This window comes from Paenibacillus apis (assembly GCF_018333295.1).
Classification (GTDB): domain Bacteria; phylum Bacillota; class Bacilli; order Paenibacillales; family Paenibacillaceae; genus Fontibacillus; species Fontibacillus antibioticophila.
In genome coordinates this window covers 354,034-374,631 of record NZ_BORS01000003.1, presented here as the reverse complement: position 1 = coordinate 374,631, position 20,598 = coordinate 354,034, and the positions used below count along the sequence as shown (strand labels likewise).

General features: G+C 49.5%; 19 protein-coding genes. 15 read left to right on the top strand and 4 right to left on the bottom strand.

Features of this window, described 5'->3' with window-relative positions; genetic code table 11:
- The first annotated feature begins 72 nt into the window (after positions 1 to 72).
- Together KI362_RS06230 and KI362_RS06225 are read left to right on the top strand one after the other, a co-directional pair.
- On the top strand, positions 73 to 1,680 hold the full coding sequence (locus tag KI362_RS06230; protein WP_301625689.1) for a hypothetical protein: 1,608 nt from the start codon (positions 73 to 75) through the stop codon (positions 1,678 to 1,680).
- Positions 1,681 to 1,751: 71 nt separating this feature from the next.
- Positions 1,752 to 2,084, top strand: a complete 333-nt coding sequence (locus tag KI362_RS06225; protein WP_301625687.1) for a nucleotide pyrophosphohydrolase — start codon at positions 1,752 to 1,754, stop codon at positions 2,082 to 2,084.
- Positions 2,085 to 2,415: 331 nt separating this feature from the next.
- Here the strand turns inward: KI362_RS06225 and KI362_RS06220 are convergent, their stop codons facing one another.
- The gene (locus KI362_RS06220) at positions 2,416 to 2,760 is read right to left on the bottom strand and encodes a helix-turn-helix domain-containing protein (RefSeq protein ID WP_044480687.1); all 345 of its coding nucleotides are present in this window, start codon (positions 2,758 to 2,760) and stop codon (positions 2,416 to 2,418) included.
- A gap of 167 nt (positions 2,761 to 2,927) precedes the next feature.
- Between KI362_RS06220 and KI362_RS06215 the strand changes: the two genes are divergently transcribed.
- On the top strand, positions 2,928 to 4,358 hold the full coding sequence (locus KI362_RS06215; RefSeq protein WP_301625684.1) for a helix-turn-helix domain-containing protein: 1,431 nt from the start codon (positions 2,928 to 2,930) through the stop codon (positions 4,356 to 4,358).
- Positions 4,359 to 4,541: 183 nt separating this feature from the next.
- Here KI362_RS06215 and KI362_RS06210 read toward each other — a convergent pair whose 3' ends face one another.
- The 3 genes from KI362_RS06210 to KI362_RS06200 form a co-directional block, all read right to left on the bottom strand.
- Positions 4,542 to 5,039 carry a hypothetical protein gene (locus KI362_RS06210; RefSeq protein ID WP_301625682.1) on the bottom strand — a complete coding sequence of 166 codons (498 nt, stop codon included), beginning with the start codon at positions 5,037 to 5,039 and terminating at the stop codon, positions 4,542 to 4,544.
- 127 nt (positions 5,040 to 5,166) lie between these two features.
- Positions 5,167 to 6,630 (bottom strand): sensor histidine kinase, encoded by a 1,464-nt coding sequence (locus tag KI362_RS06205; RefSeq protein WP_301625680.1) that lies wholly within the window; start codon positions 6,628 to 6,630, stop codon positions 5,167 to 5,169.
- On the bottom strand, positions 6,627 to 7,307 hold the full coding sequence (locus KI362_RS06200) for a response regulator transcription factor (protein WP_301625802.1): 681 nt from the start codon (positions 7,305 to 7,307) through the stop codon (positions 6,627 to 6,629). The genes KI362_RS06205 and KI362_RS06200 overlap by 4 nt, the downstream gene beginning before the upstream one ends.
- A 241-nt stretch (positions 7,308 to 7,548) precedes the next feature.
- Here KI362_RS06200 and KI362_RS06195 point away from each other — a divergent pair, with 241 nt between their 5' ends.
- The 12 genes from KI362_RS06195 (at position 7,549) to KI362_RS06140 (ending at position 20,356) form a co-directional block, all read left to right on the top strand.
- On the top strand, positions 7,549 to 8,820 hold the full coding sequence (locus KI362_RS06195) for a DUF438 domain-containing protein (protein ID WP_301625679.1): 1,272 nt from the start codon (positions 7,549 to 7,551) through the stop codon (positions 8,818 to 8,820).
- A 229-nt stretch (positions 8,821 to 9,049) separates the two neighbouring features.
- Positions 9,050 to 9,994, top strand: a complete 945-nt coding sequence (locus KI362_RS06190; protein ID WP_301625678.1) for an ROK family glucokinase — start codon at positions 9,050 to 9,052, stop codon at positions 9,992 to 9,994.
- A 263-nt stretch (positions 9,995 to 10,257) separates the two neighbouring features.
- Complete coding sequence (rapZ, locus tag KI362_RS06185; protein ID WP_301625676.1) at positions 10,258 to 11,151, top strand: RNase adapter RapZ; 894 nt, start codon at positions 10,258 to 10,260, stop codon at positions 11,149 to 11,151.
- 75 nt (positions 11,152 to 11,226) lie between these two features.
- The gene (locus tag KI362_RS06180) at positions 11,227 to 12,171 is read left to right on the top strand and encodes a gluconeogenesis factor YvcK family protein (RefSeq protein ID WP_301625801.1); all 945 of its coding nucleotides are present in this window, start codon (positions 11,227 to 11,229) and stop codon (positions 12,169 to 12,171) included.
- A 5-nt stretch (positions 12,172 to 12,176) separates the two neighbouring features.
- Entirely contained in the window at positions 12,177 to 13,106 is a 930-nt protein-coding gene (gene whiA, locus KI362_RS06175) for a DNA-binding protein WhiA (protein ID WP_301625675.1), read from the top strand.
- 115 nt (positions 13,107 to 13,221) lie between these two features.
- Entirely contained in the window at positions 13,222 to 13,491 is a 270-nt protein-coding gene (locus tag KI362_RS06170) for an HPr family phosphocarrier protein (RefSeq protein ID WP_044480680.1), read from the top strand.
- A gap of 163 nt (positions 13,492 to 13,654) precedes the next feature.
- The gene (locus tag KI362_RS06165) at positions 13,655 to 14,416 is read left to right on the top strand and encodes an SIMPL domain-containing protein (RefSeq protein WP_301625673.1); all 762 of its coding nucleotides are present in this window, start codon (positions 13,655 to 13,657) and stop codon (positions 14,414 to 14,416) included.
- Between the two features lie 246 nt (positions 14,417 to 14,662).
- Positions 14,663 to 15,631 (top strand): ABC transporter ATP-binding protein, encoded by a 969-nt coding sequence (locus tag KI362_RS06160; protein WP_044480677.1) that lies wholly within the window; start codon positions 14,663 to 14,665, stop codon positions 15,629 to 15,631.
- The gene (locus tag KI362_RS06155) at positions 15,628 to 16,482 is read left to right on the top strand and encodes an ABC transporter permease (RefSeq protein WP_301625672.1); all 855 of its coding nucleotides are present in this window, start codon (positions 15,628 to 15,630) and stop codon (positions 16,480 to 16,482) included. The genes KI362_RS06160 and KI362_RS06155 overlap by 4 nt, the downstream gene beginning before the upstream one ends.
- The gene (locus KI362_RS06150; protein ID WP_301625670.1) at positions 16,482 to 17,294 is read left to right on the top strand and encodes an ABC transporter permease; all 813 of its coding nucleotides are present in this window, start codon (positions 16,482 to 16,484) and stop codon (positions 17,292 to 17,294) included. Before KI362_RS06155 ends, KI362_RS06150 begins: the two co-directional genes overlap by 1 nt.
- 195 nt (positions 17,295 to 17,489) lie before the next feature.
- Positions 17,490 to 18,536 carry an ABC transporter substrate-binding protein gene (locus KI362_RS06145; protein ID WP_301625668.1) on the top strand — a complete coding sequence of 349 codons (1,047 nt, stop codon included), beginning with the start codon at positions 17,490 to 17,492 and terminating at the stop codon, positions 18,534 to 18,536.
- Between the two features lie 671 nt (positions 18,537 to 19,207).
- Positions 19,208 to 20,356: a PdaC/SigV domain-containing protein gene (locus KI362_RS06140; RefSeq protein ID WP_301625666.1), complete on the top strand. Its 1,149-nt coding sequence runs from the start codon at positions 19,208 to 19,210 to the stop codon at positions 20,354 to 20,356.
- The last annotated feature ends 242 nt before the right edge of the window (positions 20,357 to 20,598 follow it).

Below are 20,598 nucleotides of genomic sequence, written 5' to 3'. Positions count from 1 at the left end.
GATAATAGCTGGGGTGCTGTTCAGCAGAATAGGGGGAGAAGAAAAGTCTCATATGGTCTGCATTATACAATCATGATACTAGCTATTCTTCTGATTGTGGTTATTCAGGGAGTGCCGCTCATTCAGGGACTGCTCATGTCATTAAAGGATTTTCATCCCGGTCGCGGGTTATTGAGCAGCCCCTGGGCCGGTCTGCGTAATTATGCTGATTTGTTTACCAATCACGAATTTCTCAAGGCGATGGGATTAACGTTGGGAATGAATGTGGAATATTTACTGCTCTCGAGTGTAATAGTCTTTGGAGCAGCACTTGCCATCAGTGGCATTTCATCGGCTCGTGTGAAGGAATGGATTGTCTCCCTGTTGGTGCTGCCGTTCTTTATTCCGACTGCGGTGCTTGCGATACTGGCTCTGAATGTATGGGACTCGGCTTCACATTCAAGTGTTTTAGATGCCTTAGCTAATCCGGGGTCCTTCACCTTGACAGTTCTGCTGCTGAGGCTTGTTCAGTATGGAGGAATTCCGCTGCTGGTCGCTTTAATCGCCATATCAGCCAGACAATCAGCCATCCGGCAGGACATGCCTCATGGTTCTGTCAGCTATTGGACCTCCACGGTGGCTCCGGCAGCGAGGGCTGTTGCGGCTACTACTGTGCTGCAGCTTGCCTATCTCTTGTCTAGTAATCCGGAGCTAATATTCGTTCTTGCTAGTCCATTAATGGAACGAGCGCATGGGGGAATTGATTTCTTTATCATTATTGAAGGGGTAGTTGGAGTGGATTTCAGCCTGTCTTCAGCCGCTTGGATCATTCGGTTCATTTTACAACTGCTATTGATGGTTGCTGTCTATTTTCTAATCCGTGGCTTGCTTGTGAAGGATCTGTTCCCCCAACCGGAAGACGGTGTAGGGAGAACCTTTGGCGGTTCTCGCCTGGCGGGAGTAATCGTTGCTTCTACTGGTGTGGCTAGTGTACTGGCAATCCTCTATCTAATGTACCTTCGACCTCATTTGTCCGCGCTTCCGGGAGAGATGACCGTTGGGAATGCTTTACCCTTACCTTCCTTTGCCACTTATCTGTTCGGAGCCATGCTGCTTAGCGTGCTTACTGCCATGATTGCAGCTGTGCTTGCTTATCCGCTGACGGTCAAGCGCCTACATGGAGGGATGCTTTACAGATTGGCGCTCATCTTTGCCTTGTGTGCATCGGGCGGGATCAGCATTCATCAATATTATGCGTTCCAACAGCTGGGGCTCATTAATACGATGATTCCGATCCTGATTACCGGGCTGAATCCAGTTGCTGCTGCTTTTGTATTGAAAAGTCTCTTTAATAGCCGATATGCGCCTTTGAAGAAGCAGGCGGAGCTAGAGGGAAGGGGAGAGCTTGAGACATTCTTCACCTTGTTTATCCCCAAAACCTGGAAATCAATCATTGCATTGAGTGTATTGCAGTTTGTCAGTGTATGGAATACAGTTCTCCCCTCGTGGCTGTATTCATCTAGGCCTATATATTGGAGTCCCGTGGGAAATATGCTTATGTTCCAGCAAGCCTGGACGGGAGGCTCACCCTTTATCTACCTGCTGAGCGGAATTGTTGCGCTACCACCGCTCATTTTATTTTTCATCTTCCGCAAGTGGCTCGTCCGTAGTGTATTATCGAAGGGACTGGTGAAGAGCTAAAAAGAGCGGATATTCATAAGTTTTATCTCGGCACATATTAAATGGTATATAAAAGTAGGAGGAAGTCGATTGTGAACGAAGAGCTGCGAAAGCAATTGCTGGCCTTCCGGGAGGACCGGAATTGGGGGCAGTTTCATAATCCAAAGGACTTGGCGATTTCGCTAAGTCTGGAGGCTTCAGAACTGCTGGAAAATTTTCAATGGAAGTCTTCGGAAGAGACGGTGGCTGCGAAAGGACAAGAGTTGGCGGATGAACTGGCCGATGTGCTGATTTATGCCTTTTTTCTGGCTGAAGCCTTGGATCTGAACATGGAAGAGATCATTCGGAACAAGATGAAGAAGAACGCTGCCAAATATCCGGTGGACAAGTCCTTCGGGACAATGACTAAGTATACGGAGTTGTAGGGAATGATCGTTTGGTAGTGCAGCTCCTATTCGCAGGCTGTAGTGAAGAAAATTACTCTACATTTAGGGGAATTGGTGGAAATGCGGATATAGTGAAATTTTTTCGCTTAAAGTTGGCTAAAGCATGGATTTGGCTAGTTTTTGGAGATTTAAGGTTGTTTTTTTCACTAGAAGTCAGTTTTGGCGTTGGATGGAGAATGTAATGGAAAAAACTTCACTAAATCGTGAAGGGACGGGAAAGGAAGCAGGCTCAGGCAACTATTAAGACTCTTAAGCAACTTCTAAGCAACTCTCAAGTAAAGGTTCCCTCAGATCTATCCTTTCTCCGTCCTCATTTAAATGCCCTTAAAACCTCTTGATTCACCCGCCGCAAGGTCTCAATCTGTTCCTCGGTCAATCCCTCTGTGCTCACAACAAAGTGATCAATAGCTTCCCAACGGGGCGAATCCTCTCGGATTTGCTCAGTATTGAAGTAGGCCACCTCGCGAAGCGAGACCTGCAGAGCTGCCAGCACTTTCTCCAAAGTATCAATGGTAAAGTTCCGTTCTCCCCGTTCAATAGCTCCGATATATCTATAGTCCAGGCCGGATAAATCCGCCAAATTTTGTTGCGTGAGGCCCTTAGCATTTCGTATAGCCCGGATTCGATTTCCTAGAAAATTGCGCAATGCGGCCATTTCATCACCTCAATATAAGCTTAGGTGACTTGGAAAATATTATGCAGGGCACCGAATTTAGTTTTTTATATACAAAATACTATTTATATGTAGTATAATGAAGGAGGAAGTAGGGAAATATGGAAATTTAGTCTTGGCAGTTTTGTATATATCAAGGAGGGGCTTCCATGGAACCTGATACTTCGGTCAGCCAGCAGCTAAAGGATTACCTGAGCGTGACAGGGATGACTTTGAAGCAGTTCTCTGATATTTGCGGAATTAATGCAGGGACCCTCAGCGCGATGCTAAATGAACAACGCCGGATTTCCATGCACAATTTAGATCGTTTGACGAGGGGGATGGGCTTAGCAGAGGGCTCTCTTTATGAAGCCTACCTGAAAGGCTGCCTGCTCAACTCGCCTCCGGACTGGAGACGGATGGGGCCATTTATCCATCGTTGCGCCGAGCTGGGTAAGCTGGATTGCCTTGAACGCCTTGTTCATGCTTTGGCTGATCATTTGGCCTATATTCCTCTTTTATTTGATATGGCAGAATTGCTCTGGAATGAGGGGAAGATGGATGCTGCCGCTGTGTTATATTTGTGCGTTGCACAATGTGAGAAGTATCAGCACTCCGAACGATTGGCGCTGAGCCGATATCGACTATTTACCATTGAGCTTGGCAATGATCAGGAGAGTAATTTGCGTGCCGCAGCCTGGTTCGAGGAATATGTTGATCGTCTGGACGAGTCAAATCAGCTGGATGCGCTTAAGGATTTGGCTGATGTATATGCGTCGTTGCATCGTTGGGATCGGGTTCAGTTTTTTGCTGAGAAGTTAGAGCATAAGTCTTTAATACAGTATCGTCATCGTCTGAAGCGCAAGCGTAAGGAGGCAGTGGAGGACGGGCCATCCAGAGAGCTGTTGTTTTACCTGCTTTATGCCTATTTACTAATGGCTAATGTATGTGATGCTTACCAGGAGTATGATAAGGCTTTACAGTATGTGAATTTATATAGCAATATGGAGCGCTTGGGAGTCGTGGAGTTAAGCGAAGCAGAGCAGCAAGTAGTGCAGCAGTTCCAAAAGTGGGGGAAAGGCAATGCCTGTTTGTACCGCCTAATGTCGGGTGAGGTTGAGGTATTAGCGAATTATGCAGAGTATGTCGTGCATCATGCGGAGGAGAGAATCCCGGCCATGTATCGCATTTTACAGGCAGCGAATCGGTTTGGCCTAAATGTGGATCATTTACTTGAACCCCGCAGAATGAATCTGTTGTTTGAGAAACGAAGCTCTCTTCTGGGAATCTACAATGCGCAAATTGTTGCGAATCATTATATTCGGTATATTTCCGAGCTGTCGCTTTATCATTTGAGGGCCCAACGGTATGAAACGGGGTTTCGATATTTGCTTGAGGGCTTGGAATGGGCCATGCGTTATAACCATGAGTCCATGTTGATCCAGTGTGTTCGACTATTTGAACAATATAGGCAAGAGGCATCTGAAAGTCGACGCGAGCAATACAAAAATTTGATATGCGGGGTGAAAAAGGATGAAGAGACGAAGCTTCTTGTTGATGAGCGCGTTCAGCTTGGCAGTAGCTGTTGGACTGCTGGCTGATTCGGGCATCATTAAACCGTTGATTCATGGGCTGGGAGGCTAGGCCCGGGGAATTCTGTTTTTCCTGGAAAGCTGCGAGGTGAAAAGAACATCAAAAACACCCTTCTGAATATCAGGAGGGTGTTTTTGGTTTTCGTGGGTAGATGCCCGGAGAATGAGCAGGTGAGAAATAGCAGCACCTTTTCAATGTTCTCCGGAGGTATTTTTATATTGTTCAAGTAGATGAATCTGCAATTTTTCAAAGTCTTGGATATTAGAAATCTCCTCTTTTTCCATTAGATCCTTAAATAATTTATCTATATAAAGAACACTTTCATATTCTTTATGCACGAAGTCACTTTTCCAAAAATCCTCCTCAGAAAGCCCCGTTAATTTAATTCTTTGCTTCATTATTTCTTGAATAAGGGCTTGATTTTCAATATCTAAATTACTACTGTTAAGGATGCTTTTCTCCCGATTTACAACTTCAATAATTTCATCTTCATCAACAGTAATACCTGAATTTCTGGCATACTGTACTGAAAGTCGCTTTTTCAACATTTCATCGACTAATTCTTGATCAGATGGGATACCGGTTTGAAATGAGAAATTGCCTTCCGCTTCATTTAATTGGTTTATGAGCTTGATATTTGCTTTATAGAATTCGAATTCGGATTCACTTATTTCAATATCTCCCGCCATAGTAATCAGCCTTTTTTGTTCAGTGCGCCTGTATCTTTATCGGTAGCTGAGGCATATAAAGATGAACTAACAGCTAAAAGCAATACTATAAAGGAGATTATAAATAATCTTTTTCTGGTCATTTTCACTACCTCCCTATATTAATTATATCATGTGAAATAACCACCCGTGTCCCATTCTCGTATACCGCTTGACGCACCAGTCCCATTTCCCGGAGCAGCAGGTCTACGACCTGGAGGCCGAGCCCCGCGCCCTTTGCGGGCGACTCCGCGCTCATACCGGGTCCATGATCGGTGATCACAAGTGCAGTCTTGCCAGCTTCGCCATGGAGGACTGAAATACCGATGTAGCCCCCCGATCGGGCATGCCGAATCGTGTTTTGGAACAAATTGTCGAGCACTCTTCGGAAGCCTTGTTCATCGATACGCCAGATCAGCGGCTCCTCCGGCAGTTCTATGCGGATTTCCATGCCTGCCTTTTCCCATAGCGGATACCAGGCTGCCGCACTCATTCGCACAATGCGCAGCACATCCAGATCCTCAGGCTTCATGGAGTATCTTCCGCTGGTAAGCAGGTTATAAGAGAGCAGATGGTCGATCAGACCGCCAAGATCATTGATCTTCCCTTCCATCAGCTCAAGCGTTTCCTTCCCTGCAGGAGACAAAGGCTCCTTGCGGAAGGAATATAACTGTCCGCCTAAGACGGTAAGCGGGGTTCTCAGATCATGCGACAGGTTGCTGATCAGGTTTTTCCGCAGTGCTTCTTCTTCTTGCTCCTTCCGGCGGCTGTCATGCAGCACATCTACCATATGATTGAACGCCTGCTCCAGCCGGCCGATCTCATCCGGCCGCCCTTCGATAATCCGTGCAGGCAGACCGTCCTTCCCGGTGACCGTCATCCCGAACTCGAGCAAGCGCAGCCGCTTCTGAATATCGCGGAAGAACCAGTAGGCGAGAAGCAGGAAGAGTCCGAAAATCACCATGAAGAAATACATACCATAGAACCGGCCGTCATTATTGTTGGAAGACGGAGTATGGTTCATATATTTTCTTGGTAATTCCAACACCATAAAACCTTCATCCGTCGGCTGCTCGCCGCCCCCAATAATGGCAACCGTCGTAAATGGATCGGAATCAAGGGCTTGCTTCATATAAGCAACCACTTTTTCCGTGGACCAGTATTCAGGCACCTCAGAGGCTTGAGGCAGCTTCAATTGAGTCCGGCCGTCGGAGTCGACCCAGAACAGAGTGGCTTCGGGGTATTTCTCATGAACCCTTTGCAGTACCTGGTCCTTATCGGCAGAGGACTTTCCTTGCAGTGCCAGTGCTTCCTGATGCCACATCCGTTCGATTGCTATCCCGGAGCCGTAATTGGGCAGCTCTGTTTCGGCTGATTCCTTCTGGGGCGAATGAAACAGCAGGCTGCTGATGGCCAAGGAGGCTAGAAAGGTCAAGGGAAGCACGATCGGAAGCAGGACCATGGCAATGACGACAATAATCACAAATCGGGAGAGCAGTGAATTTCGAAAGCGAGGGCCTTTTCTGAATCCGGAAGATGCTTGCCTATAGCTTGGTATTTGTTTCTTCCTCATGACTTCACCCGGTATCCGATACCGCGGATCGTCTCAATAATAGAAGGCTCCGCCGGATTGATCTCCAGCTTCTCGCGGAGGTGACGGATGTGAACCATCAGCGTCTTGTCCCCATCCAGATACGGCTCGCCCCAGACCGCCTCGTAGATCTGCTCCTTGGTCAGGATTTGACCGAGATGGCGAAGCAGGAACTGAAAAATGTAGAACTGCTTGCCGGTCAGCACGACTTCCTCTCCAGTAGGTTCAACAACAATCCGGTTCTCCCGTTCAAAGACAAGCAGATGACCCAGACGCAGCGGCTCATTCTCAAGGGCAACCGTGCCGCCCCGGCGAAGCAGAACCTCCAGCCTGGCAGCCAGCTCGTCCGGGTGGAAGGGCTTGGTCAGATAATCATCGGCGAATTCCAGTCCCTGGAGCTTATCGTCGATGGAAGTCCGGGCAGAGAGCATCAGGATGGGCAGGCTCGGGTATTGCTTCTTCAGCCGCTGTCCCACCGTGAACCCGTCCAGTCCGGGCAGCATGACATCAAGGATCGCCAGACGGCAGTCCTTTGCTTCCTCGACCGCCTGTTCGCCGCTGGTTAGCCAGGTCACACGGTACCCGCGCTCCTTGAGGTCCGCACAGACCCATTCCCCAATCTCGCGATCATCTTCAATATATAGCACTTGCGTTTGCATCTTATTCACGTTCAACCATTCCTTTCGAACCCTATTGTTGCAAATTTCAGGGAAAAAGAAAACCGCCCAAAGTCCAGGACGAGAAACCGTCAAACAATCGGGATTTGTTTTGTGATTCCAGTCACAAAATCTCCCGTCGGCCTATGATACGTTCTAAACATGAGAACCATTCTCAACGACATATCCGAAAAGGGAATAACGACTACGACATTATAGATTAATAGTTGAAGGAGGACCAAGCATGAGCGAATTTATCAATAATCGCGAGCATCAGGCTCAGGAGCAGACGCGCAGACAAGAAATGCTCAAGGAGATCATCAAGGAGCTGCATCAAGGGAAGAGCGTAGAGGAAGTAAAGGCACGCTTTGAGGAAGCTGTCGGTGATGTAACCGTATCGGAGATCTCCGCGCTGGAGCATGCTTTAATGGAAGAAGAGGGAATTCCGGTCAGTGAGGTGCAGCGGCTTTGTTCCGTGCATACCGCTATTTTCAAAGGATCCATTGAAGATATTCATGCTACCCGTTCTGTGAAGCCGGAGGAGCAGCCCGGACATCCGGTGCATACCTTCAAGCTGGAGAACAGAGAAATTGAGAAGCTGACCAACTTCAAAATTCGCCTGCACCTGGATAAGCTCCGCAAAGAGGATACAGACGAGATCCGATACAAGCTGCTGGAGGATCTGAGCCTGCTGCTTGATCTTGATAAGCACTACAGCCGGAAGGAAAATCTGCTGTTCCCTTATTTGGAGAAGTACGGGATTTTCGGTCCGACCAAGGTCATGTGGGGAGTGGATGACGGTATCCGCCTAATGATCAAAGAGGTCAAGGCCAAGCTGGTTCCCGGGCAAGGCGACCAAGAGACACTCTGCATGGATCTGGAGCGGGTTATTCAAGAAGTGAACGAGATGATATTTAAGGAAGAAAATATTTTGCTGCCGATGGCGCTGGAGAAGCTGACTGAGGATGAGTGGTTGAAAATTGCCCAGGAGAGTGAGCAAATCGGCTTCTGTCTGACGGCTCCCGACAAGGAATGGATTCCGGAACGTGTTCCGCTTCCTGCCGAGGCAGCAGCAGAGACAGCTGAAGGAGAGGAAGAGCAAGCTACACCGCAAGGCTTCGTACGCTTCGAGACAGGTACGGTGTCTGTGGCTCAATTGGAGGGCATTATGAATCATCTGCCGGTTGACCTGACATTTATCGATGAGCACGATGTTGTCCGGTATTTCTCCCACGGCAAGGAACGGATCTTCGCCCGGACGAAGGCGGTGATCGGCCGGACCGTGCAGAACTGCCATCCTCCACAAAGCGTGCACATCGTTGAGCAACTGCTGGCTGATTTCAAATCCGGAAAGAAAGATGTTGAGGACTTCTGGATCCCGTTCAAAGACAAGTTCGTCTATATCCGCTACTTCGCTGTAAGAGCAGAGGACGGAACTTACATGGGCACCCTCGAATTCACTCAAAACATTGCTCCGATTCGTGAGCTGGAAGGGCAGAAACGGATCATGTCATAAGGAAGTTGTACGGCTCCCGCGGGAACTGCTCATCGTCATCGAGCGGTCTACGCGGGTGCTTTTTTTCAGAGGCTATGATGCATGTCATACTCCCCGTAATCCCTTGACCTTCCTGCATTTCCAGACGCAGTCCACTTCTCTTGACCGAACGTAAGGGTTCGCTTATAGTTGGTACGTAGGAGTATGGAATAGATTGATTTTAATTAATTTTATAAAGGTGGCTTGTGAAATGTCTGAAAAAATTTACATTGGCGTGGATCTTGGCGGCACAGCGATCAAGGTCGGCATCTGCAGTGAGGAAGGACAATTGCTTCATACGTATGAAGGACCTACGGAAAAGGAGAAGGGTCCGGATACCGTGGTGGGCAATATTGAGAAATATGTCCGGCTCGTAGTCGAGCAATCTCCGTTCGAATGGGATCAGGTTGCCGGAGTAGGTGCCGGAGTAGCCGGCTTCACCAATGTAAAGGAAGGCATTATTATCCTTGCGCCCAATGTTGGACTCAAGGATCTGCACATTCGCGAGATTCTTGAGGGACGCCTTGGCAAGCCGGTTAAGATCGACAATGATGCTAATGTAGCAGCCTTGGGCGAAGCTTGGGGCGGCGCAGGCAAGGGTGTCGAGAACTGCGTATGCTATACGCTTGGAACCGGCGTTGGCGGCGGTATTATTATTAACGGGAAAATCTATCAAGGCTTCTCTGGTATGGCGGGTGAGCTGGGACATGTATCGGTTGTCCCGGACCTGGAGGCGATTCAGTGCGGCTGCGGGAAGATGGGCTGCCTGGAGACAGTCTCCTCGGCAACCGGCATTATCAAGATGGCCAAGGATGCAGTAGCCCGGGGCGAACGGACTTCGCTAGCCCAAGTGGGGAACATTATGGCGAAGGATGTATTTGATGCGGCGAAGTTGGGTGATGAGGCGGCGATTCGAATCGTTAACCGTGCGGCATTCTATCTCGGTAAATCGATGGCGGCTACAGCGGTCATTCTGAATCCGGAGCTGTTCATCATCGGCGGCGGCGTTTCCTATGCGGGAGATATTCTGTTCGATGAGATCCGCAGCGTATTTGCCAAGCTGACACCGGAGCCCGTGCAAAAAGGCCTGCGAATCGTGCCTGCTACTTTGGGCAATGATGCGGGTACGGTCGGCGCAGCCGGCTTGTTCTTGTAATAATTCAGCTGTAATTATGAGTTTGGATTTGAGACTTGAATTAGGAGGTCTAGTGGGTCCAGTAGAGAGTAGAGGTGTCTTGAAGAAGCGAAGCGTTCGCCTTTGTGAGCAGATTTCTACCGAAAATAACCAATAAGAGAAATCTGTGAGCAACAGCGATCGTAGGGACACCTCTACTCGCAACGGTATCTCCAAGGCAAATCTAATTTAGGTAAATTTATATAGACCAGGAATTTCTGGGGGAATTGTTAGGAGGGAGCAGAATGCCTGAAAAAGAGGAAGCTTCTGTCGCGAATCTGATCATTATTACGGGGATGTCCGGGGCAGGCAAATCGGTTGCCGTAAAAAGTCTGGAGGATCTCGGCTTTTTCTGCGTCGATAATCTACCGCCGGTTCTGATCCCCAAATTCGCCGAGCTCATTGAACAGTCGAAGGGTAGAATTGCCAAGGTAGCGCTGGTCATCGACTTGCGGGGCCGGGAGTTTTTCACTGCGCTGTCGGAATCGCTGAATTATATCAAGGATCATTTCACGATCAAGAGTGATATTCTGTTCCTGGATGCAACGGATGCTGTCCTGGTGCAGCGTTACAAGGAGAGCCGCCGTCGCCACCCCCTTGCGCCGGACGGGATGCCGTTAGACGGGATCAAGCTGGAGCGTAAAATGCTGGATGAGTTAAGAATGTCGGCAAATCAAGTCATCGACACGAGCAACATGAAGCCAGCCCAGCTGAAGGAGAAGATCATTTCCCGCTTTTCCCACTTAGAAAGCAATCACCTGTCTGTGAATATTACTTCCTTTGGCTTTAAATACGGAATACCGATTGATGCCGATTTGGTATTCGATGTCCGATTCCTGCCGAACCCTCATTATATTGACCAGCTTCGTCCACACACGGGACAAGACAGCGATGTATATGATTATGTTATGAAGTGGCCGGAAACCCAGGAGTTTCTGACCAAGCTGCTTGATATGCTCCATTTCCTGCTGCCCCAGTATCATAAAGAGGGCAAGAGCCAGGTCATTATCGGGATCGGCTGTACCGGCGGCAAGCATCGTTCAGTCGCCATCGCCGAGTATCTGGGCCGAATGCTTGGAGCGAGCGAGACCGAATCCGTTCGCGTCAGCCATCGGGATGAGGGCCGGGACCGGAATTAGTTGCTGCTCAGAAAGACAGAGGTGAGTTTGGTGATCCATCGGATCAAGAATGAGAGAGTGCCGCGGATTGTCGTGATGGGCGGGGGAACCGGCTTGTCAGTCATGCTGCGAGGGTTGAAAGAGAAGCCGCTCGACATTACGGCTATTGTTACCGTTGCCGATGACGGAGGGAGCTCCGGTATTCTCCGCAGCGAGCTGCAAATGCCGCCGCCCGGAGACATCCGCAACGTATTAACAGCTTTGGCCGATGTGGAACCGCTGTTATCGGATATGCTCAGTTATCGCTTTTCGAATGGTTCCGGCTTGGCCGGCCACAGTCTTGGCAATCTGATTCTTGCTGCGATCACGGATATCTCCGGAGATTTCGTGACAGCAGTCCGGGAACTGAGCCGGGTGTTCGCTGTTCGCGGGCGGGTTCTGCCGGCCGCAGGGCAGGCTGTGATCTTGAAGGCGGAAATGGAGGACGGCTCGATTGTGACGGGGGAATCGAAGATTCCTGAAGCAGGCGGCAAGATCAGCAGGATCTTCATTGAGCCGGAAGAAGTGGAGCCGCTTCCTGAAGCCGTCGAGGCGATTCGTGAAGCGGATGCCATACTGATCGGTCCGGGAAGCCTTTATACCAGCATTATTCCAAATCTGCTCGTGCCCAAGCTGGCCGAAGCCATTCTGGAGAATGAAAATGCCATTAAAATATTTGTCTGCAATGTTATGACCCAGCCCGGGGAGACCGATGATTATACGGTAAGCGATCATTTAGAGGCGATTTATAAGCATGTAGGGCATCATTTGTTTGATTATGTCATTGTGAATGACGGTGAAATTCCGGCTCAGGTACAGGACTTCTACGCCGAGAAGGGCGCCAAGCCCGTCCAGGTGGATTGGGATGTCGTGACCGGCAGGGGCTACAAGATGATCGCCGATACGTTGGTCCTGTTCCGCCGTTACCTGCGGCATGACGCTGACAAGCTGAGTCAACACATTTATCAGCTGGTGCAAGACTGGATTAGCAGAAAGAGGTGAATCCGTTGTCGTTTGCGGCGCAAACCAAAAAAGAACTGACCATGATCGAAGCTGACGCTTGCTGTGAACAAGCGGAGCTCTCCGCGCTGATCCGGATGAACGGGTCGGTTCAGCTGACGAACAAGAAGGTCGTGCTCGATATCTCTACGGAGAACGCTGCGATAGCAAGGCGGATCTATTCTCTCCTGAAGAAGCATTTTCAGGTGCATACCGAGCTCTTGGTCCGTAAGAAAATGCGGCTCAAGAAAAATAATGTATATATCGTGAGAATACCTGCCCGTGTTCAGGAAATCCTAAAAGAGCTGCACATTGTCTCCGAAGGCTTTGTCTTTACGCCGGGGATTCATGAAGAGCTTACCCGGAAAAATTGCTGCAAGCGCGCATACCTGCGGGGAGCGTTCCTTGCTGGCGGCTCGGTCAACAATCCGGAAGGCTCCTCATACCATCTGGAAATTTCGTCGATGTACGAAGAGCATTGCCAAGCCCTGGTGGCCCTGGCCAATGAATTTCATCTGAACGCGCGCTGCATCGAGCGGAAGAAGGGCTTTATTTTTTACATCAAGGAAGGCGAAAAGATTATCGAGCTGCTGAACATTATTGGAGCGCACCAAGCACTGTTCAAGTTTGAGGATGTACGAATTATGCGGGATATGCGCAACTCGGTCAACCGCATCGTCAATTGCGAGACCGCCAACCTGAACAAGACGATTGGGGCGGCCGTCCGGCAGATCGATAATATCAAGCTGCTGCAGAAGGAAATGGGTTTGGAAAATCTGCCCGATAAGCTGCGTGAGGTGGCTGAAATCCGTCTGGCGCATCCGGATATGAACCTGAAGGAAGTCGGAGAGATGTTAAAAAACCCGGTAAGCAAGTCCGGCGTCAATCATCGACTGCGAAAAATCGACGAGCTGGCGGAAAAAATCCGGGGCAGTTAAAGTTGTTTTCGGTTTTGCTAGTGTGCCGATGTCGGTGTATGATATAATGGATTTAATTATAAATGTTCACAAATGGTGGACACGTGGTGGATCAAGTATTAGGGGGTAAGGATAGATGGTAAGAAACCCGGTAACCGTTCGTCTTAAGACGGGGCTTCATGCCCGGCCGGCAGCGCTTTTTGTTCAGGAAGCCAACAAATATTCTTCTGAGATTTTTGTTGAGAAGGATGATAAAAAAGTGAATGCCAAAAGTATCATGGGAATTATGAGCCTTGCGATCAGCACGGGCACCGAGATTTACATAAGCGCAGAGGGTGCGGATGCCGAGCAGGCCGCAAGCGCTTTAATCAATCTTGTCAGCAAGGAAGAGCTTGAGAATCAATAATATCCTTTAGACGGTTATGACCCGGGTAAAGGGACGAGAATGGGAATGGATCGGAATTTACGATTCATTCCCATTTTTTTTGTTTGCCTGCAACTATCAATCTCTTTTTTGCGTTAAGAAGATAAAATCACCAATATTATGAAGGAAAATGGAGGTCATTGAAATGAATAAATGGGTCAAGTCTGTTAGTGCATTTGCAATCGCCGGCACATTGTTGACTGGAGCGGCTCTGCTGACCAATACAGCAGGTCCGGCACAGCAGGTCCAGGCTGCAGAGAGTGATGTATTGCGCAATGTCGTTAATGTTGCAGGATCAGGAGAGCTGTCCGTCAAGCCAGATATTGTCACGCTTACGATTGGCGTAGAGACGGAAGCTGCAACCGCGAAGGAAGCACAGAGCGCCAACAGCGCCAAAATGGCGAAAATCCAAAGCGTTCTGAAGGATACCTGGAAGGTCGATGCCAAGGATCTTCAAACCGGACAATTCTATGTACAGCCGAACTATAGCTATTCTGAAAAGGAAGGCCAGAAAGTGAACGGCTATACAGCGTATCATTCATTGAACGTTACTTACCGTGATCTGACCAAGGTTGGACAGCTGTTGGACGCCGCTTCGGAGGCCGGAGCAAACCGGATTTCCGATGTACGCTTCAGTACGGAAAACACCGATCAATATCAGGAGCAAGTGATTGACAAGGCGATGAGCAATGCCAAGCTCAAGGCTTCCGCCATTGCCAAGTCGGCTGGCCGCTCGCTGGGCGTGGTCGTTAATGTAACCTTGTCCGGCGGAGGCGAGACTCCGGTCTATATGCAAAATGAAATGCTGATGAGCAAAGCCGCAGCCGATACCGGCGGCTCCACCTCGCTTGAAGCTGGTGAAGTGACGTTGAAGGCGAACGTCAGTGTTACTTATGAATTGAAATAACAGCATGACGGTTTAGACACACCCGGAAATGGCGAGCTTGGATTCGCTGTTTCCGGGTGTTGTCATGTGGTGGTTTCTTCCTATTATAGGCGCCCGGAACAGGATTCAATGAAAGGGTATTGTATCCTCCGCCAAAACAAGGTATAGTGAATATGCAAAAAAATGAATCGATCGACCTGAAAAGCCATACCAATGGATATGGCTTTTTTTTCTTAAAGACACCCTATTGAAGGAGTTGATGCTACGATGATTGAATTGTCCGGCGTTGAAAAGCAATTTGCGGGACAAGTCGTTGTGCATCCGCTTTCGCTCACCATTAAGGAAGGGGAATTCCTAACCTTGCTGGGCCCGAGCGGCTGCGGCAAGACGACGATTTTGCGCATGATTGCCGGATTCGAGCAACCGACCAGCGGACAGATTCTGCTGGATGGCACCGATCTGACAAGCCTGCCGCCCAATCGCCGGGACTTGAACCTGGTATTTCAACACTATGCCTTGTTTCCCCATATGACCGTTGAAGATAATATTGCATTCGGCCTGAAGATGAAGAAGCTGCCCCCCAAGGAGCAGCGTAAGCGTATTGATGAAGCTGTAGCTATGACCCAGCTTACCGCACTGGTAAAGCGTTATCCGCACCAGCTATCCGGCGGACAACAGCAGCGGGTTGCGATTGCCCGCGCTATCGCCAACAAGCCCAAGGTGCTGCTGTTGGACGAGCCGCTTGGTGCGCTTGATCTGCAGCTTCGCAAAAACCTGCAATCCGAGCTCAAGCATCTGCAACGGAGTCTCGGGATCACGTTCGTCTATGTGACCCATGATCAAGAGGAAGCGATGATGCTGTCCGACCGGATTGTCATTATGAATAGTGGAAAAGTCGAGCAGATCGGCACCCCGCGCGAGATTTATGCCACGCCAAAGACCTTGTTTTCCGCTACATTTGTGGGAGAGAATAACATTTTCTCGCTGGATGGGCGGCTGTTTGCCGTGCGTCCCGAGAAGCTATCGGTCGAGCGGAACCCGGAGGGCTGCAAGCGCGTCGGTGAAGTGATGGATGTGCTCTATCTGGGCAGCATTCACAAGCTGATCGTACAGCTGGAGGACGAGCCGATGACCGTATCCATTATTCTGGATATTTCTGATGAGCGCCCATGGACGATCGGTGAGAAGGTAGGCGTGAATTGGAAGACCGGGGATGAGGTGGTAATCGGACCATGAGACGGTGGAGATCTGGCCTGGGGCTGCTGCCGGTCCTGTTCTGGCTGAGCTTGTTTCTCGTTGTTCCGATGCTGATTGTTGTCGTGATCTCCTTTATGGGCCGCGATGAATTGGGTAATGTCGTATTTACATTCCAGGCCAGCAGCTACGCTACCTTTTTTGATTCGCTGTACCTGGGTATTTACTGGGATACCATCGTATTATCTGTGGTAACGACGGTTCTGTGTTTGCTGTTCAGCTACCCGTTGGCCTACTACATTGCCAATGCCGGACCGCGGATGCAGACCTGGGGGCTTGCGTTAATCACGATTCCGTTCTGGATCAACTTTCTGATCCGGACCTATGCCTGGGTGCTGTTGCTGCGGACGCAGGGTGTGGTAAATAATCTGTTGATTCAATTCGGATGGATCAATGAGCCTCTGCAGCTGCTATATACCAAGGGAGCCGTATTGCTGGGGATGGTGTATACTTTTATTCCGTTCATGGTGCTCCCGATTTACGTTGCGCTCGAACAAATGGACAAGCGGCTGCTGGAGGCGGCAGATGATCTGGGTGCGACCAGATGGAAGTCGTTCTGGCATATTACCTTGCCGCAGACCAAGTCGGGCATCATGACGGGCTCCGTGCTTGTCTATGTGTCCACCAGCGGCATGTTCGTAGTCACCGATATTCTTGGCGGAGCTAAGTCGGCGATGATCAGCAACATTATTCAGAGCCAGTTCCTGGGTGCGCGCAACTGGCCGTTCGGTGCGGCGCTCTCCGTCATCTTTGTGATTACCTCGCTGGTGCTGATCGCCTTGTTCAACAGAGCGATGACGTCCAGGCATCTCGCTGCGAAGGAGGGACGCTGATGCATACGAAGCGCAAAAATCACCCCTTGCTGGGAATTCACTCCTTGCTGGTGATGATCTTCATTTATGTTCCGATCGGCTTTATCATTGCCTATTCCTTCAACAGCTCGCGTCTGGCTGCCGATTGGAGCGGATTTACGCTGGATTGGTACATTTCCCTGTTCCACAACCGGCGGGTGATGGAGGCACTGGGCAATACGTTAACGGTAGCAATAGCTGCTACGGTAGTATCCACCTTGCTGGGAACGCTGGCTGCGTTGTCGATCCGTAAGGTGGGACGCAAGACCAAGGCCGGGATGGGCGGGCTGCTGTATTTGCCGATTATTATTCCGGATATCATTATGGGCTTGTCCCTGCTGGTGCTATTCACGCAATTCCATATTCCGCTTGGGAAGCTGACGATCATTATTGCGCATATTACATTCTGTATCTCGTATGTCTATGTGATTGTCTCGACGCGGCTTGCGGGTATGGGCGGGCAGTTAGAGGAAGCGGCGCAGGATCTGGGTGCGAACGCTTGGCAAACCTTCCGGCATGTGACACTGCCGCAGATTACGCCGGGGATCATTTCCGGTGCTTTGATCGCTTTCACCATGTCCCTGGATGATTTCATGGTCAGCTTCTTCGTCAGCGGTCCGAGCTCCACGACACTGCCGATTTACATTTACGGACAAGTTAAACGGGGTATTTCCCCGGAAATTAACGCCTTGTGTACCCTATTGATTCTTGTGAGTGTTACCTTGATTTTCTTGGCTCAATTTGTATTAAATAGAGGCAAAGGCCAGAAAAAACAATCGGTGCTTCCGTTTTAAGAATATATAAGTTGAACTAAAGAAGCTACACTAAAAGGCAGGAGTATAAAGAGTTCTGAAGTGAACGCTTTCTGAAAGAAAGCTGCTTCGAAAGCATAAAGCGTAAGTCCATTTAAAAATGTAATGGCAAAGAAGTAAATGCTCTTTCTCAGAGCGCTTACGGACTTCATTTGCGGAAAGAGAGGAGATCCTAAATTGAAAAAAATGAAATGGGCCGGCATCGTGCTGGCTGCTGGACTGGCACTGTCCGTATTGTCGGGCTGCGGCGGTTCTTCCAAGGAAACATTGAACATCTACAGCTGGGCGGACAACTTTGACGCCGATGTGCTGGCGGCATTTGAACAGGAATTCGATGTCAGAATCAACTATGATGTATTTGCGAACAACGAGGACCTGCTGGCGAAGATTAACGCCGGCGGCAGCGGCTATGACCTGATTCAGCCTTCCGATTATATGGTGGCAACGATGATTAAGCAGGATTTGCTGGCACCGCTCAACAAAGACAACATTCCGAACTTTGAATATGTTTCTGATTCGTATAAGGATCCTTCTTATGATCCGGGGAACCAGTATTCTATCGTCTATACTTCCGGTGTAACGGGAATTGCCTACAACACCAAGTATGTGAAGGATGAGATCGACAGCTGGGAAGACCTCTGGAATCCGGAATATGAAGGTAAGGTATTGCTGCTGGACGACAATCGGGAAGTGATCGGAATGGCGCTCAAAAAGGCAGGACACTCCAACAGTTCTACGGAGGAATCCGAGATTACTGCAGCGGTTGACGATCTGAAGGCCCTGCTTCCAAGCGTGCTGGCTTTTGATACAGACAATATTAAGCAAAAGATGATTCAGGAAGAAGGCTGGATCGGAACGGTTTGGTCCGGCGACGCTTCTTATATTGCGAAGGATAACCCGGATGTCGCATTCGTGGTGCCTAAGGAAGGCGGAACGATCTGGTCCGATAACTATGCGATTCCAAAGGGTGCTAAAAATCAGGAGCTGGCGGAGAAGTTCATCAACTTCATGCTGGATCCGGAGAACAGCGCCAAGAACTATGAATCGATCGGTTACAGTGACCCGAACACCAAGGCACATGAGTTCCATAGCGAGGAGTACAACAATGACAAGATGATCAATCTGTCGGAGGATGAGTTATCCCGCACGGAATGGCTTGGCGATGTTGGCGACAAGCTGCAGCTTTACGACCGCTTCTGGACGGAGCTGAAGAGCGGGCGGTAACAGAACTAAAGATAAGTGATAAGAGAGTGATATGTCCCTGTTGCAGGATGCAGCGCGGGTATATCACTCTTTTTAATTGTCGGGGACAGCAAGGAGACGTTAGCGATATAGGGGTAAGCCTAAAGGAAGTGAGGGAAAAGACAAGAGAGCAGGAGTAGGAGTAGGAGCAAGAGCAAGAGTAAGAGTAAGAGTAAGAGTAAGAGTAAGAGTAAGAGCAGGCAGTATTAAAGAGTAGCGTGTTCGGCGGCTGGGGGCAGCCTTTCTAGCTGGCTGGAGCATTAGTACGCGACTAGAACCCAAGGACTCCGAGCGAATAGGTGCATTTATGCAGCTATTTCTGGTTATTCAAGCTCAATAAGAGGATTTAGTTGCTCGAAACACACTTAGAATCGTCGTTCGATCCAAAACACAGTGAAGCAAGGTGGAATAGCTGTAGCTTGGGCAACTAATTGTACCGGATGATAGGTTAACTGGAGGAATAAATACTTTTTGTACAACTATTTTGGAGGCAGATGAAACGATGGTAAGATAGAATGCTGGAGAGTAAGGGGAAGCGGTATGCAGCGTACGATGAGTTTAGCGTCCTCTTGCGCAATTTTGGAGGGTAGGAGCATGATTTGATAGCCGATGGGAGATAATTGGGGTAACTCCAAGAAGAGGTGATCAGGATCATGAAGAAATGGATAGTCATCACAGGTTCGCTGCTGCTGGCGGCGAGCGTGCTGAACACAGGCGCACTCGCGGCAACGGCGGATAACCTTCAGACTGCGGCTGTGACAGGATCAAAGCTTGCAGGATATGAATCGAATATGGTTATGCTGACCCAGGCTCCGGCTCAGACACAGCAGCAGACCCCCAAGCTCAATCCGGGGCAGGCCGTCAAGCTAACCGTCAAGGATAAGGCTGTACGCTGGCAAGGGCGGCAGGGAGAAGAGGATGTGCTGGTTCCCTTGGAATTTATTCAGAAGAGTCTGAAAATTCCAGTGAAGCATGATCCGGCCGCTGGTGTGTACACGCTGACCCGCCGCCATGTAGTGGTGGAGCTTAAGCCGGGAGAGAATGGCGCCGAGGCGGTGGTGAACGGCAGCAAACAGCTTCTGCCCTATGAATGGAAGGTGATCGACGGCAAGCCATATGTATCGGTGAATGTGGTAGTCGACCACCTGGGGGTAACGTCGAATTGGAATCAAGCCAAAGATGCGTTGAACCTGGTTCCGCATAAGCTGAATGATGTCAAGATCACTACCCAGCGGCTGGAAAAGGTCATTCCGGAGGCTTCGATCAAGGTTGAGTATCCTCAAATCAGCGGTTTGCGCAATAAGACGGCTGAAACTTCGATCAATGCGCTGCTGCAGGAGCGAGCGAAGTCTTTTGTAGAGCGGGCGCTTAAGGAAACCAAGGAGAATCAGCCATCTCCGAACGGCAGCCCTTACGAATATCTGGGGAACTATACGGTGACCTTTAACCGGGGAGGACTGCTGAGCATTCTGGAGCAGACCTATGCTTATACAGGAGGGGCGCACGGAATCAGCGTGCGGGAAGGGTTAACCTTCCGCCTGAGTGACGGCAAGCTGCTGACGCTGGATGAGGTACTGCGGAAGAACCCTGATTTCCGGAAAATCGTTGACCCGTCGATCGCCAAGCAGCTGAAGCAGACCGAGGGCTACTTTGGCGGCTTCAAGACGATCGGCAGCAACCCGGATTACTATTTGAAAAATAACGGGGTGGTCATCTTCTTCCAGCTCTATGACTACCTGCCGTATGCCTACGGGTTCCCGGAATTTTATTTCCCGTTCCCGGAGTTATATAAGTCGAATTAATAATTGTACGCGCTGGGGCAACGTGTGAAGTGTGCTTAAGATCGCTGTTGTTCACGGATTTCCTTGATTAAATTAACCCATAGATGGGTAGAAATCCGTTCACAAAGGCGAACGCTGACGCTTCATCAGCACACTTCACCCTTATGCCCTTTCTGCGTAGCTACTTAGTTCAACTTATATCAGTTAAATAAAACCGCAGAAGCCTCTCGCATGGCATCGGCGTCTCCTTGACGGAGATAGCC